The sequence below is a fragment of the Bacteroides salyersiae genome (assembly GCF_031172035.1).
In the GTDB taxonomy this organism is placed as follows: Bacteria; Bacteroidota; Bacteroidia; order Bacteroidales; family Bacteroidaceae; genus Bacteroides; species Bacteroides salyersiae.
The window spans coordinates 5478098-5491590 of sequence record NZ_CP133452.1; the positions used below are offsets into that span (position 1 = coordinate 5478098).

At 44.9% G+C, this 13493-nt stretch carries 17 protein-coding genes; 10 read left to right on the forward strand and 7 right to left on the reverse strand.

Annotated elements, in window-relative coordinates:
• Positions 1-10 precede the first annotated feature (10 nt).
• From RB604_RS21060 to RB604_RS21075, 4 genes are all read right to left on the reverse strand, one after another.
• Positions 11-745 carry a flavodoxin gene (locus RB604_RS21060; RefSeq protein WP_055294824.1) on the reverse strand — a complete coding sequence of 245 codons (735 nt, stop codon included), beginning with the start codon at positions 743-745 and terminating at the stop codon, positions 11-13.
• A gap of 21 nt (positions 746-766) precedes the next feature.
• Entirely contained in the window at positions 767-1252 is a 486-nt protein-coding gene (locus RB604_RS21065) for a cupin domain-containing protein (RefSeq protein ID WP_007482229.1), read from the reverse strand.
• A gap of 9 nt (positions 1253-1261) precedes the next feature.
• Positions 1262-2953, reverse strand: coding sequence for an alpha/beta fold hydrolase (locus tag RB604_RS21070; RefSeq protein WP_007482226.1), 1692 nt, complete (start codon positions 2951-2953; stop codon positions 1262-1264).
• A gap of 112 nt (positions 2954-3065) precedes the next feature.
• Entirely contained in the window at positions 3066-3578 is a 513-nt protein-coding gene (locus RB604_RS21075; RefSeq protein ID WP_021861887.1) for a hypothetical protein, read from the reverse strand.
• 159 nt (positions 3579-3737) lie between these two features.
• On the opposite strand from RB604_RS21075, the gene RB604_RS21080 reads away from it, so the two are divergent.
• The 10 genes from RB604_RS21080 (at position 3738) to RB604_RS21125 (ending at position 9621) form a co-directional block, all read left to right on the forward strand.
• Entirely contained in the window at positions 3738-4640 is a 903-nt protein-coding gene (locus tag RB604_RS21080; RefSeq protein WP_044094149.1) for a helix-turn-helix domain-containing protein, read from the forward strand.
• Between the two features lie 515 nt (positions 4641-5155).
• Complete coding sequence (locus tag RB604_RS21085; protein ID WP_007482219.1) at positions 5156-5788, forward strand: RteC domain-containing protein; 633 nt, start codon at positions 5156-5158, stop codon at positions 5786-5788.
• 111 nt (positions 5789-5899) lie between these two features.
• Complete coding sequence (locus RB604_RS21090; protein WP_007482217.1) at positions 5900-6805, forward strand: DUF6047 family protein; 906 nt, start codon at positions 5900-5902, stop codon at positions 6803-6805.
• A 7-nt stretch (positions 6806-6812) separates the two neighbouring features.
• Positions 6813-6992 carry a hypothetical protein gene (locus RB604_RS21095; RefSeq protein ID WP_007482216.1) on the forward strand — a complete coding sequence of 60 codons (180 nt, stop codon included), beginning with the start codon at positions 6813-6815 and terminating at the stop codon, positions 6990-6992.
• Positions 6993-7709, forward strand: a complete 717-nt coding sequence (locus RB604_RS21100; protein ID WP_007482214.1) for a DUF6047 family protein — start codon at positions 6993-6995, stop codon at positions 7707-7709.
• A gap of 9 nt (positions 7710-7718) precedes the next feature.
• Positions 7719-8039 (forward strand): hypothetical protein, encoded by a 321-nt coding sequence (locus tag RB604_RS21105; protein ID WP_007482213.1) that lies wholly within the window; start codon positions 7719-7721, stop codon positions 8037-8039.
• Between the two features lie 57 nt (positions 8040-8096).
• Complete coding sequence (locus RB604_RS21110) at positions 8097-8834, forward strand: DUF6047 family protein (protein ID WP_081504175.1); 738 nt, start codon at positions 8097-8099, stop codon at positions 8832-8834.
• A gap of 171 nt (positions 8835-9005) precedes the next feature.
• Positions 9006-9149 (forward strand): hypothetical protein, encoded by a 144-nt coding sequence (locus RB604_RS21115; protein ID WP_157440106.1) that lies wholly within the window; start codon positions 9006-9008, stop codon positions 9147-9149.
• A complete protein-coding gene (locus tag RB604_RS21120) occupies positions 9150-9314 on the forward strand; it encodes a helix-turn-helix domain-containing protein (protein ID WP_081504172.1) in 165 nt (54 codons plus the stop codon).
• A 4-nt stretch (positions 9315-9318) separates the two neighbouring features.
• Positions 9319-9621, forward strand: a complete 303-nt coding sequence (locus RB604_RS21125; RefSeq protein ID WP_007482209.1) for a helix-turn-helix domain-containing protein — start codon at positions 9319-9321, stop codon at positions 9619-9621.
• Positions 9622-9684: 63 nt separating this feature from the next.
• Here RB604_RS21125 and RB604_RS21130 read toward each other — a convergent pair whose 3' ends face one another.
• The 3 genes from RB604_RS21130 to RB604_RS21140 all read right to left on the reverse strand — a co-directional run bounded on the left by RB604_RS21130 (position 9685) and on the right by RB604_RS21140 (position 13468).
• The gene (locus RB604_RS21130; RefSeq protein ID WP_007482208.1) at positions 9685-10914 is read right to left on the reverse strand and encodes a site-specific integrase; all 1230 of its coding nucleotides are present in this window, start codon (positions 10912-10914) and stop codon (positions 9685-9687) included.
• A 452-nt stretch (positions 10915-11366) separates the two neighbouring features.
• Complete coding sequence (locus RB604_RS21135) at positions 11367-12215, reverse strand: SDR family NAD(P)-dependent oxidoreductase (protein WP_373133610.1); 849 nt, start codon at positions 12213-12215, stop codon at positions 11367-11369.
• The gene (locus RB604_RS21140; RefSeq protein ID WP_044094148.1) at positions 12212-13468 is read right to left on the reverse strand and encodes an NADH:flavin oxidoreductase; all 1257 of its coding nucleotides are present in this window, start codon (positions 13466-13468) and stop codon (positions 12212-12214) included. The genes RB604_RS21135 and RB604_RS21140 overlap by 4 nt, the downstream gene beginning before the upstream one ends.
• Between the last annotated feature and the right edge of the window lie 25 nt (positions 13469-13493).

Consider the following 13493-nt stretch of genomic DNA (forward strand, 5'->3'; position numbering starts at 1 on the left):
TTTTATATGTCTATTCAATAATTCCAATTCGACGCAACCAGCCTTCCGTACCGTTTGTACTGCCCGGCATATCAATACCCGCATCGTCGGGACGCCCCGGCGTCGTAATGTCGTTCGCATCGAGATCTTCGGGAAGTGTTTCCGGAATATGCTTTGAGCCGGGCGTTACCTTATAAATTTTCTGCATGGATTCGTTCAGATAGGTAGTAGCTCCGTAGGTAAAGAACGGAATAATAACCTTGTCTTTCAAGTCGTATGCTTCGAGGAACGTACAAACCACCATCGCGGGTTGATGCCACCAACAAGGCGAACCGACGAGAATCGTATCGTATTTCGCAATCGTTTCCTCATCAAGCAGGTTCGCCACTCCGGGACGCAGGTCGTTGTAGGCTTCACGCTGGATGCGGTCGCTGTCATCATAAGGATTTGCGGCATACGGTTCGGCAGCCTCAATCCGATGGATGTCAGCATCCGTAAGCTCCACGATTCGTTCCGCTACGGCTTTGGTGTGTCCTTCAGCGGAGAAGTAAACCACAAGCATATTGCCGTTCCCGGACGGAGTATTGGGTTCATCGGGTTCATCTGGGTTAGTCGGATTTTCAGAATCATCGGGATTTCCTTCATCGCCCGGTTCTTCGGGAGTGGAGGGTTGCTCCGTTGGCGGCATAGGATCATCATCGGGAGAACAAGCGGCCATAGTCGTCAGAGAAAGGAACAAGAGCGGAATAAAAAGTAACTTTTTCATATTCAATCTGTTTTTTGATGTTTATTTATTGTTGTACTCTTCTTCGGTTACGGGAGCATACCACTGGGTAGCACCCAAATGAACCTTTGTATTGATTGCTATATGCGTGAATCCGCTGTCGGAAGCCGCTCCGTGCCAATGTACCACGTCTGCCGGAATAGCGACCACGTCACCGGGATTCAAAACTTGTATGGGTTTCCCCTTTTCCTGATAGTAACCTTTTCCGGCAGTGGCGATCAGAATCTGGCCACCCGGATGCGAGTGCCAACTGTTTCGGGCTTTCGGCTCGAATATCACGTCGGACACTACTACATCGAATGTTTCACTGTCGGTCATCAACCGTTGGAGGTAGGCCGTGCCGTTGAAATTAGTACCTTCAATGACATTTCCTTTGGGAAAGATGGAAGAAGGTGCGGCAGGCTGGATTGTTTCAACCTTGTTTTCTGGTTTCGGGGTACAAGCACCGAGTGCCGCAACCAGTAAAAATAAGCAAGTTATCTTTTTCATATCGAATCGTTATTTTAGATGTTGTTTGAAGAAAGCGTCCAGTTTCGGAAGCGTGATTTTCAGATATTCCGGCTGGTCGTACAAATCCACGTGCGTTGCTTCGGGAACGACGAACAGTTCTTTCGGTTCGGCAGCTTTCTCGTATGCGTCTTCCGAGAAATATTTCGATACCGCATTTTCTCCCACGATGAAAAGTACAGGACGCGGCGATATGGTCTCGATTTGCGCGAACGGGAAGAAGTTCATCATCGGCGCAAGGCTCGTGTAGGAGTAATAACCCGTAGAGTTGGGATGCTGCCCGCGCTGCGGATTGTCGTAATAATCGAGGAAATCGATGGCAAACTTCGGCGTGTTCTCATCTACCTTTTCGGGCAGGGCGCGAATATCCCGACGTGTGGCTCCACCGTATTCCGCCGTGCGCTGACGACCAATCTCATCGAGAATCGCCATACGCTGCTCGTAAGTCTGCGTGTCACCCACACCCTGACGGCGGGCACGCCCCATATCGTACATACTGATGGTGGCAAGAGCCTTGATACGATGGTCTATCTGCGTAGCACTGACAGAATAACATCCTCCGCCACAGATACCGATTACACCGATCTTATCGGCATCGACAGTCGGATGATTCGAGAGGAAATCGACTGCCGCACTGAAATCTTCCACTCTCACTTCGGGCGATTCCATACGACGCGGATAACCGCCGCTCTCGCCGTAGTAGGACGCATCGAACGCCAATGTCACATAACCCATTTCCGCCAGCTTGCGGGCATGAAGCCCCGAAGTCTGTTCTTTGACACCACCGAAAGGATGCCCGACGATGATGGCGGCATATTTCTTTGCCGAATCATAGTTTGCAGGGAAATAAAGATCGCCGACCACATCAATCAGGAAACGGTTGTGGAAAGTCACTTTTTGTTTCTTCACGCCATTCTCGACTGTCTCGACTGGTGTTTCCGGGTTGGCGATCAATCCTTTGCTTTGCAACAATTCGTTCAAAACCAGTCTGCCGCCGTCGGCTTCGCTGTGTCCGACGTGCTTTTCGACAATGGCCAGCACACCGCGTAATTCATCCGGTGTTACACCTACATTCAGCGCGATACCCATGTGTCCTTTCAGCATCGGTTCCACGCCTTTGCCCAAAGAGGCGATGACGGCGACGGTTGTCAGCTCCCGTTCGGCATAGGTCAATACATCCCGCTCGAAAAGGTCGGCGAAGAGATGTTCTTTGAGGAATACCTCGATTTCCGGAGCCAGTACTGCATAGTCGGCTTTCGGCGCATCTGCCGGAACGCCCGAAATTTCTGCGAGAATATCGCGTCCACGTTCGTACTTACGGCGGGTATCGGTTATCGGCGATGCTTCGCGTCCCCAATCGTCTTCGATACCTTTTGCCTTACGCTCGTCGAGTACCGCAACTAACGTTTGCAGTCCGCGCAGGGCACGGGGAAAACCGCAATAGGCGTAGGCGTGTACCATCACTTCTTTCAGCTCACTGACGGTCATGCCGTCATTCAACCCGTCAATAAGGACGGTTGTCAGTTTGTCGAGGTCTCCCGTACTTGTAAGAGCTGCGACCTCTGCAATGTGTTGTCGTTTACTGTCCATAGCTTGTCCTGCTTTCGGTGTTTGAGAGGCTGCGATTCCGCATCCGAAGAAGACACCGAGTAGCGTTGTCATAATTTTCAATTTTATTTTCATAATCTCTATCATTTTATTTATCTGTTTTACCTGATGCAAAATTAGGCTGGAATTTTCGTCCCGACCGGTCATGAATTACGGTTTGAAGGATAATTATTACGGTTTTTGTAGTTCACTGACTGCAAAAGCGTACACAGTAATTGAGTAGCAATTCGATATGTGAGGCGATGATCGTTGCGCTATGTCGGTCGATGGCATGGTGTAACTCTTCTCCGATTTCCCGCAGGTTATCGGTTATGATTCTCCTTTCGTGCTCCGACAATGCACCCTTACAGCAGCAGCGTTTCGGGTAGGTCTCGATACGGTTTTCAAGCGATGTGTCGCATAACAAATCGGGATGAAACAACACCCCCGAATAGCATCCGGTATGTCGATGCCGGTTCGAGGGTATTTCAACCGTTTCACCGGGATAAACCAGCCGCAGCCACTCTTTTTCAGATGCTTTTTCTTGCTCTGAATCGTTGTAATACAACAGTCCGTAAAAATTGCACGTCATCCGAATATCCTCGGTCAGATTTGCCTTTGAAAAATCGACCATACAGATCAACGGATGCAGTGTTTCATGCCCCGTCAATTTATTGAACCTATCAATGGTCATAAGTCCCGAATTATTCATTTGTATCATTGTTCTTTCTTTTATTCAGTTTTCCACGATGCAAAATTACAGGCTGTCCGAGTGCTCCATAGGGTATGAATTACGGTTTCATGTATAATTATTACAGATTGGAACCGATAAGCCGAAGATATTTTCTACATTTGCATAGAAACAATGAAAGAGACTGTTATGGAGAAGATTATGCAACTGAAAACGATAAAGGAGTACAATGATTACATGGGCGTGGAAACGAGGCATCCATTGGTCAGCGTCATAGAGGGAAGCCGTATGCCGCACCCCGTACCCCACGCACGCAAGCACGTGGGAATGTATGTGGTCTTCCTGAAAGAATTACGATGTACGGACGATTTGACCTATGGTCGACGCTCCTACGATTTTCAAGAGAATACGTTAGTGTTTATCGCTCCGGGGCAAGTGTTCGGACATGAAGCCGACGGAACGACTTTTACCGGTTCGGGCTGGTGTCTGCTGTTTCATCCCGACTTGCTGCGAGGCACGCCGCTCGGCCGCCATATGCAGGATTATACTTTTTTCTCCTATGCCGCCAATGAAGCATTGCACCTCTCCAAGCAGGAGCAGCAGACCGTCATCGACTGCCTGACAAAAATCGACGAGGAAACGTATGACAAGGCAGATCGCCACAGCAACCTGATTATCGCTTCTGCCATCGAGTTGTTGCTCAACTATTGCATCCGTTTCTATGACCGGCAGTTTATTACCCGCACAAAGGAGAACAAGGATACGCTCGGTTCTTTCGAAGCCTTGCTGAACGACTATTTCACTTCGGATAAACCCTCTAAATTCGGTACACCGACCGTTGCTTATTGTGCTGACCAGTTGCATCTGTCTGCGAATTATTTCGGAGATTTGATTAAAAAAGAGACCGGTTTATCTGCACAAGAATATATATTGGCAAAAACAATGGATACAGCAAAAGAGCTGCTTGCCGATCCTACAAAATCTGTCAGTGATGTGGCTTATGCTTTAGGGTATCAATATCCTCAGTATTTCAGCAAGGCTTTCAAGCGTGTCGTAGGGTGTTCTCCGAATGAATACAGAACATTTAATTAAGATGTTATTTGATTTTTGAAAAAGCCTAAAAATAGAGAAATGGAATACCGATATTTGTTTTCTTTATTAATTAAATAGATTGTTATGTAATAGCTTATTATATGATAAACATACCGTAGCCGGTATGTGCTAAGGCTACATTGAAAATGATGTAAAATTACCCCGTTTTTCTCTTTTCAGAAGAAAAACGGGTATTTTATTATGGTTCAATAGAAAGAAGAATCACATTTTGTTTATTATTGGTTATAATATCTACCAAAATGAGAACAAATACCGAGTGTAGGATTAATTTTTGGGAAATATCACCTAATTTTAATTCGATATAATTTATTGTATGTAAACACGATAACACTAATCGAAAAATATATTTATACCGACCTCGTTTTTAGTTATCCATATAACCAATAATTTTGCAAAAGATAAAAATGAAGAAATATATGACTTAGTACTTATTAGATGCATTTTATGATGATTTAGTTGGAGTTGATGATTGGTAAAACTAAAAATGTGATGCGATGAAAACATTAACAAGTGCACTCCTTTTCAACCTATTTATCTCCTATTTGGAGGGGATGGTACAAGTGGTGGAAGAATTACCTGCTGCTTATGATAATTTTGTAACTCTGCTTGGAGAACTTCCACAAAATGAGAACCAAATATTGAAGTTACGTCGCTTGAATTATACCAAAATAGAATTGGCTTCTATACAAATAGCATCGGAACAAATGTTGGAGAAAAGACATGTCTTGTACGATGTGTTTATCGGTAAGGCCTTATCTCTCCTCAATGCAGAGATAGAAATGGTTAAAGAGTTATTCAGATATGGGAATATTATCCCCGAATTGAAATCTGAAATAATAAAAGATACAGAAAATAAATCTGTTGTCATGTTGACTTGGAACGGTACAGACAGTGATTTGATTGAACTGGTGGCTGCGTTGATGGCTGCTGGTGCAATAAGTTCAAGAAATGGTGACAAACTGACTGTGATAAGTGTAATTAGGGCTTTTGAGGATATGTTTCATCTTAAAATAAATGCACTATATACCAAACGGGGAAAAGTGTTTGATCGTTGTACGGACACTACTCCATTTATTGATTCCTTGCGTGTAAGTTATAACCGGATGCTGGAGAAACGGCTAATTTAAAAGTCATACGCCAACGGACGCCAAAATCCGACTCGGATTCCCTCTTTATTGTGGGCTGTTAGATGATGTATTTTCTTTGCAGGCATTAAGTTATGCAAAAAGAATCAAGTTATGGGATTATTGAAAGATTGGGCAGACCGTTGGTTACATCACCGGACAGCCGAAGCGGGTACCTTGCCCGTTTCGGCAGACAATGAGAATCAGCGCATGTCTGCTGTGGCAACGGATGAGGGTGTACTTCTCTTCTCGGACAGTGTAAAAGGTATGAAAGCACGTACCACTTACTTACAACATCTGGCAGACGGTTTCTTCAACTTCAGTAAAAAAGTGGAAACACTTAAACTGTATGAAATAGAGATTCCCATGCGGCAGATGGTTGAACTGGCCGATAATTGTATCGACAAACTCTCAAAAGCAGACTTGCGCAGGGATGATATACAATTAAGAAAATCGGTATGCAGCTTCACGCCCGAAAAGATGTCGGGAAAAGAGATGCTGGTGGGTGCCGTCTGCACCGGCAAATACGACTTACGTCCCGACTTCAATAACTTTGACCGTTTGACAAAGGATTTCGACCTGGGTATCTCACCCCGTAATTATGACGTTGCGGCACTGCTGTATATTTCGGAGAACGGGTATGCAGGCCTTATGGAAGCGGACCATTTCCATCCGTTCAGCTATCAGTATGAGTTCAAGGAACTGGCGGAGAAGCTGGGGGACAGTATGAAGGCGAGACGGGAAGCCCCGCTCTCGGCACACGACTTCGGCTATGCGGCCTTGCAGATGGAAGCCAAAACAATGGCGAGGGACATCCTGCAATCGGAGTTCCACATTACAGACGGGGAGTTCAGGTTGGGCGGAAAAGCGAATCGGACATCACAAAGGACAAAAACTCCGGAAAAGTGTTCGTTTCAACAGTCCAAAGAGCCGGAACTGGAAAAATCGGGGCGTCAGGCAGTGAAGCATGTCTCTTCCGTTGTTCCGCAGAAGAAAGAAAAAAAACAACTGATTATATAATATGCTTATGGAAAAGAGAATGAATACAGACTGTATGGAAAACGGCAGCCTGTACATGACGCTGGACGCTTTCTATCGTCCCGTATATCTGAGTATGCGGGGACAAGGCGAAGAAGGGTTCGCACGCTATATCAGTAATAATGTAACCTTTCATGCCACTGGCAGGGAGTTTATCCCCGACCATTGAATGTTCCGTTTCGATTTCAGGGACAAGTCCATGATTCCTACTATCCTCGGAACGGACAACAGGGACTATCTGGAACGGCTCACTCCGGTATTGGAACGGGAGAAGATTTATCCTTCGGGGGTGGTGAGATTACGGGATGCGGCATTCTGCGAGGAAAGGGGAATCAGGCAACTGTCTGCCTCGGCTGCGCATACGGCACTGGCGGAGAATGAGGACTACCAACGGCTGGCACACCGTTTCGGAACGGACGGCCATGTGATAAGAAACGGATTGGCTGTATTTCCTACTTGTACGGCAGTGGAATACGGACAAAAGGTATTGCTGTTTGATAAGACAGAAATTGGCGATAAGGAACTGGCCAAATTATTGGACGGAATAACTGAAAAGTTTTTTGAAGGAAAAGGGAAACCGAAGGAACTGGGATTTTATGAAATAACACCGTTGAATGCGAAGTACCGGAGTACAATGGGCGACTGGCAGGTGGCCTCGCCGGAGATATTAAATTACGGGATTTGTACAAAACGGCTGGATATGGCACCCACATTAAGAAACTTCAACCGTTTGAGAAATCTGCTTTTGGTTAAGGTTCCGCTGACAAAGGAACAGGAACGGATCATGTCGCAACTGGTGGCGCGGCCTGACAATACCCGTTTCTCCGGTCCGAACATGTCGGTGAAAGTTCCCATGAAAAGGGAAAGGCGTGGAATGAAAATTTAGTTTTGAAATATGGAAAAAGAAGAGAACAAGAGTGGCAGTGTGTATGTCACAGTGGACGGACACTTCAATCCGATACACATCAGTATGAAAGGCAAGGGTAAAGAAGGCTTTTTGGATTTCATGCAGGAAGATGTGGAAAAGGCTCTGAGAGGAAAAGAGATACCGAAAACAGGCGTTTTATACTATGATGTGCCTGACCTGGCAATGGTCCCTCCTTTGCGGAAGAGAAATAACAGTAACTATTTGAAAACATTGGAAAAAGCAATGGATGGGCAGGGAATCGGATTGCAAAGTTACCTGCGTGTATCGGAAGTGGTGTATTGCCTGTGAAAAAATATAGACCCGTTGTCAAAAGATGAGCATTTTAAACGGATACTGACACCCGGCATGTGGGAGGAAATACAATCCTCACCTAAAATGGTGGAGAAAATGCTGGATGACCTGAAACGCGGGAACCATTATTACTCTGCCGTTGAAACGGATAAGGGCGTACTTCTCTTTGACGACAATACAAATGGAGAATGGCAATTCAACAGTTATATGTATAAATATGTGGAGAACAGTTTCTTTGAACCTGATTTTCCTTTAAAATCTCTGGCTGTTCATGATCTGAGCGGATGGCCTTCCTTAATGGAAGGAAAGGTAAACCTCTGTAAAAATGAGCGGGGAGACTGGGTAGATGAGGAAACAATGGAACGGTGCGCATATCAGGACAGGTCTGTTTTGAAGAATGTAGTGGAAAGCAAGACTTTTGACCTTGCGCCTACATGGGAAAATTACTTCAATCTGACTGAAGTAGGGGAAGGATTGGGATTGCCACGAAGTCCGGATAATTATGATCGGATGACCTTGCTTTTCATCCGGGAACAAGGATACCCGGAGGACGGGCTGATCGATGAATATCCGGATGAGTTCAGCTTTTACGATAAGTTTGAGGAGATTGAAAAAAAGCTGTTAAGACCGAACAGATTGAATGTACGCAACGAGATGCAGGAGAAAGCTAAAAGATTGGCAGGCGATTTGCTGAATGAGCATTTTCCAAATATGCGTCAGAATACGGAAATGAAAGAGGGGAAAATAGAAAATGTCATAGTAGAGCGGAAGAATAAAGGCCTGAGAATATAAAGTGGCAAATGGTAGAGGAAAGGCTTGTCCATAGTGGAAACATAGGGGAACAAGCCTTTCTTCATACCGTTTACTTTATCGTTGTGACAATGCACGACAAAATCCGACTTTGATTCCGCACATTTGTTTTTAGCGGAGAGTATGACTTATTTTGCCGAAGAAAACATTAAAATGTATAAACTAAAAACATCATGTATGGAACTGACTATTATCGAAACGAGCGCGTATCTGGAAATGAGGAAACAGCTCAGCCTGCTGGCGGTACAGTTGGAAGATTTCCGTAAAAAGGTTGCCCCACCCGCACCGGACAAATGATTGGACGCACAAGAGGTGTGTCTGGCTCTGAAAATATCGAAGAGATGCCTGCAAAATTATAGGGACAACGGCCTTATCCCTTATTCAAACATAGGCGGGAAATTCTTCTATCGGGAAACGGATATTCGGGAGATATTGAGTGAAGGACTTGTAAAAAGGAAATAAAGCTATGGCAGACATTATCACAAAGGATTCGGAAGAGTTCAAGGAACTGGCCGGATGGATAAGGAGAGCGGGTAAGGCGGCTGAGGAAGCCATGGCAAGAATACGTCCCACGATTGCGGATGAGCATTACCTGACAGGAGATGATGTGTGCGAGAGGCTGCACATCTCACGGCGGACACTGCAAACCTTGCGTGATGGGAACATGGTGTCCTATACTACCATCGGTGGAAAGATTCTTTATCCCGAAAGCGGACTGTATGAGGTATTAAAAAAGAACTACCGGGATTTCCGAAGGTTCAGGAAATAAAGAAAAGACAAAAGGAATGCCCCTCCGGCCTACCGGCTGAAGGGGCATTCCTTTTGGTCGGTCTTAGACGGCCAGTTTGTAAACATGGCCTATCTTCTCGCAAAGTTTGTCGGTATCTTCGCCCACTTTCGGATTGATAAGCTCGGCATATACCTGCGTGGAAAGGATGGAGTTGTGCCCTAATACCTTTTGCAGGGTTTCCAACGGCATCCCTTTGAGAATGGCCAGAACTGCGAATGTATGACGTCCGATATGCGGGGTGACTTCGGTATGGCAATCGCACTTCTTGCCGATGATTCTGAGGCTGAGTAACATCGTGTTGTATTCGCCTACGGGGAAAACACTATCGGGGGAATCCTTCTTCTCGTCCACACCCCTGTATTTCTCAATAAGCTCAACGGCTATGGGCAATAACTTCACGACATAGGCCACTCCGGTTTTTATACGGTTGCCCATCAGCCATGTGCCTCCGTCGGAATCGGTATGGATGTTGTCGTAAGTAATGGCTCTGAGGTCGGCATATGCAAGACCGGTGAAGCACATGAAGATAAACATGTCCCGCATGGCACGCTGGCGTTTGTATTTCAGATCCACGTGGATGATTCTCTGCAATTCCTCTTCAGTAAGAAAAGATCTTTTCTTGTATTCCGGCTTGCACTCGAAGGATGTGAAAGGATGAACTCTCAACCACCCCTTTTCCTGCGCTATGTACATCAACCATTTCAGGGTATTGACGCGGTTGAAAGCGGTGGCATTCGCATTGCCTGCCGTGCCGAGCATCCATGTGTAATAATCCTCAATGAACGATTTCTCAAGCTCGTCAATAGCTATATCCTCGATGTTCTTTTTGGTTTTCATGAAAAGCAAAAGACTTTTGTAGTCGGCAACCAGTCCGCGGTAAGTGCTTTCCGCCTTTCCTTTACCTATCTTTTCTTTATACGATTCAAGCTGTTCTCTGAAGAGCACCATAAGAGTATGGCATTCCTCTGAGAAACCTGCATAGCGGTTATATACTTTCTTGGCCGTAACAAAACTGTCATGGTCGCAAATGTACTGATAGTGCTTTGTTATCTGCGCCTTGATGTTGTCAAGTTCTTGATTCAGCGTGCGTGCTTCCTCGGACTTGCCTTTCGCACGGTTGGCTTTTACGTCCCATAAGGAAAGGGATACCGTTCTTTTACTGCTGAAACCCGCTTGGGTTCCATTGACTGTGATACGTCCCATTATCGGGGCCTTACCATTTTTTACTGACTGGTTCTTGGTGTAGAACAATACTTTGAATGTGCTTCGCATAACTCAACTTTTTTTAGTTACAAATTTACTTTCTGTTGAGTTATCTGATACTATGCAAAAACAAGCAATAGACTGAAATATAATATATTACACTTCTTTTTATAGCATATTTGGCGGAGTTACGATTTGGTAACCTAACTCCTTTCCAAATCTGCTTTTTTTTGCATCCCTTTTGCCTACCTGCTAAAAATATGTTTTATAACTATTTGATTTTTAGCACAGTTGCGTTATCTTTGCACATCTTTCAAAAATACTTGGTTTCTCTACGGGAAACGATCGGTTCTTCGTAGAGAAACAGAGCGAATCTCGTAGAGAAAAAGACACATCTCACAACGAATTGATATACAGACTATTACAACGATATTAGTTTGTATCTTTTTTTCTCAAAAATAAATCGATCTATTTTTCTTTTCAATACATTAATACCTTCTAAAATCTAAACAGATCAATTCTTATAGCCATTTTTTCACCTGTTTTTCCGTCTCATCCCACAACAATCGTTTCTGCACATGATTAATATATTTATCCGAAAGTGGTTTAGAATGGTTATTCAGATTAAACGTTCCCGTTTTCCCTGCCAGTCTTTTATCAAGTAATAATCCAACTGCAGTGGAAGCTCCTTGCATGGGAGTACGGATAAAAGGGCGAAAAAAAATATCCGTCAAGGGATCAAACCACTGATGCATAGTAATAATATCAGTAGAAACAATTCCCGGATCGGCAGCATTGACAGTTATTCCGCGTTCTTCCACTCTTTCGGCGAGTTCTAAAGTAAAAAGGAGTAAAGCCAGTTTAGTATTACTGTAAACAGGTATTCGCCAAAATTTTCCTTTGCGACCAAAAAAGAAAAAATCGGGAAAATGTAATTTTCCAATAGCATAAGTGCAAGATACCATATTCACAATACGTGTTCCCCGACCCATTAAAGGAAGTAACTTCCGGGTCAGCAAATACGGTCCTACATAATTGACACTGACTGTTCGTTCCATACCATCTACAGTGATATGTAGTCCAGTTTCCATCGTTCCGGCATTATTCATCAATAAAGCAACTCTATGAGCACGCCCCAAAACCAAACCGGTAAAGGCCGATACAGATTCCATAGATGCCAGATCGAGCGGAAGTATCTCCAAATCCATATTTCCGGTTTCCCGGATTATACGTTGCTTCACCGGTTCCGCTTTCACAGGATTATAACAAGCCATTATTACATGATATCCTGCAAAGGCTACGGCTTTGGTTATTTCCGTTCCCATTCCTCCATCGGCACCAGTTATGATCGCCAAATTCCGTTCCATCATTTATTTTCCAACTTTCCTATTTCTTTCTGTAAACAAGGAGGAAGCTTCTCCCGAAGATGCTGATGACAAGCCATTTCAATGGAATACATCCGCCCAATGCAATAATTACTATGTCCACAATTGCAACGGGCATTTTCTTCAGCATGCATCCGATTTACAAACCCAGGCTCATTAAGTAGTGCACGCGCCATCTGTACTGCTTCAAAGCCATATCCCAATACTTCATCTATCTTTGTGCGTGACACAAGACCACCCACATAAATAAGCGGCATCGCGGGAAGTGCCGTACGAAATTTCAACGCATCTTCCAAAAAATAAGCCTCTTCGAAAGGTACGGAAGGAATCATCATTCGTCCAGCCAATTTCACACCCAACTTCAACCACCAACAATCCATATAATATGTCAATGCTTTTATCGGCATTGCTCCGCGCATCACATACATAGGCGCCTTACTGACAAAGCCCCCACTCAATACCAGCGCATGCGCTCCGAGTTGCTCTAACCGGCGAGCCACCCCAATTGTTTCGTTTATTTCCATTCCTCCTCGAAAACCATCGCGCATATTCATCTTCACAATGACCGCCATATCATCACCGGCCGCTTTCAATACCTCCAACATCACTTCGTCCATAAACCGCATCCGGTTTTCAAGAGAACCGCCATATTCATCTTTCCGATGATTCGTATAAGGCGAAAGGAACTGGCTAATAAGATAACCGTGGCCGGCATGTACTTCGACCGCATCAAAACCTGCTTCACGAGCCATATTTACTGCACGACCATACGCGCGTGCCATTTCCGGTATCTCTTCTTTCTTCATCCCGCGAACCCATGTAGGCGAATAAATATTAAAACCCGAAGAAGCAGATATAGGTGTCACCCCACAAATACTCTTATGGGACATATTACCACAATGCCCTATCTGAATGCCGGCAGCCGCCCCTTCTCTATGAACGGCATTCGTCACTTCACGTAATCCGGGAATAATCTCCGGACGAAGCCAAAGCTGACGAGGAAACGAAAGTCCGCTTTTCGCAACAGAGGCATAGGCCACCGTTGTCATGCCAATACCGCCTGCCGCCACTGAACGATGATAATCGAGTAACATCTGGGAAGGAGCATTTCCGGGACACATACCTTCGAAAGCAGCCGAACGAATAGTACGATTGCGCAAAGTCAACGGACCGATACGGACAGGAGTAAAAAGTTTAGAAACAGTTCCCGATTTTCTTTCACCGGAAAAGAAATTCATTGTTACATCTGTATCTATATTCATA

Coding starts and splice junctions, on each gene's coding strand:
- RB604_RS21060 (WP_055294824.1), bottom strand. CDS start 745: ATGAAAAAGTTACTTTTTATTCCGCTCTTGTTCCTTTCTCTGACGACT.
- RB604_RS21065 (WP_007482229.1), bottom strand. CDS start 1,252: ATGAAAAAGATAACTTGCTTATTTTTACTGGTTGCGGCACTCGGTGCT.
- RB604_RS21070 (WP_007482226.1), bottom strand. CDS start 2,953: ATGAAAATAAAATTGAAAATTATGACAACGCTACTCGGTGTCTTCTTC.
- RB604_RS21075 (WP_021861887.1), bottom strand. CDS start 3,578: ATGATACAAATGAATAATTCGGGACTTATGACCATTGATAGGTTCAAT.
- RB604_RS21080 (WP_044094149.1), top strand. CDS start 3,738: ATGGAGAAGATTATGCAACTGAAAACGATAAAGGAGTACAATGATTAC.
- RB604_RS21085 (WP_007482219.1), top strand. CDS start 5,156: ATGAAAACATTAACAAGTGCACTCCTTTTCAACCTATTTATCTCCTAT.
- RB604_RS21090 (WP_007482217.1), top strand. CDS start 5,900: ATGGGATTATTGAAAGATTGGGCAGACCGTTGGTTACATCACCGGACA.
- RB604_RS21095 (WP_007482216.1), top strand. CDS start 6,813: ATGGAAAAGAGAATGAATACAGACTGTATGGAAAACGGCAGCCTGTAC.
- RB604_RS21100 (WP_007482214.1), top strand. CDS start 6,993: ATGTTCCGTTTCGATTTCAGGGACAAGTCCATGATTCCTACTATCCTC.
- RB604_RS21105 (WP_007482213.1), top strand. CDS start 7,719: ATGGAAAAAGAAGAGAACAAGAGTGGCAGTGTGTATGTCACAGTGGAC.
- RB604_RS21110 (WP_081504175.1), top strand. CDS start 8,097: ATGTGGGAGGAAATACAATCCTCACCTAAAATGGTGGAGAAAATGCTG.
- RB604_RS21115 (WP_157440106.1), top strand. CDS start 9,006: ATGTATAAACTAAAAACATCATGTATGGAACTGACTATTATCGAAACG.
- RB604_RS21125 (WP_007482209.1), top strand. CDS start 9,319: ATGGCAGACATTATCACAAAGGATTCGGAAGAGTTCAAGGAACTGGCC.
- RB604_RS21130 (WP_007482208.1), bottom strand. CDS start 10,914: ATGCGAAGCACATTCAAAGTATTGTTCTACACCAAGAACCAGTCAGTA.
- RB604_RS21135 (WP_373133610.1), bottom strand. CDS start 12,215: ATGATGGAACGGAATTTGGCGATCATAACTGGTGCCGATGGAGGAATG.
- RB604_RS21140 (WP_044094148.1), bottom strand. CDS start 13,468: ATGAATTTCTTTTCCGGTGAAAGAAAATCGGGAACTGTTTCTAAACTT.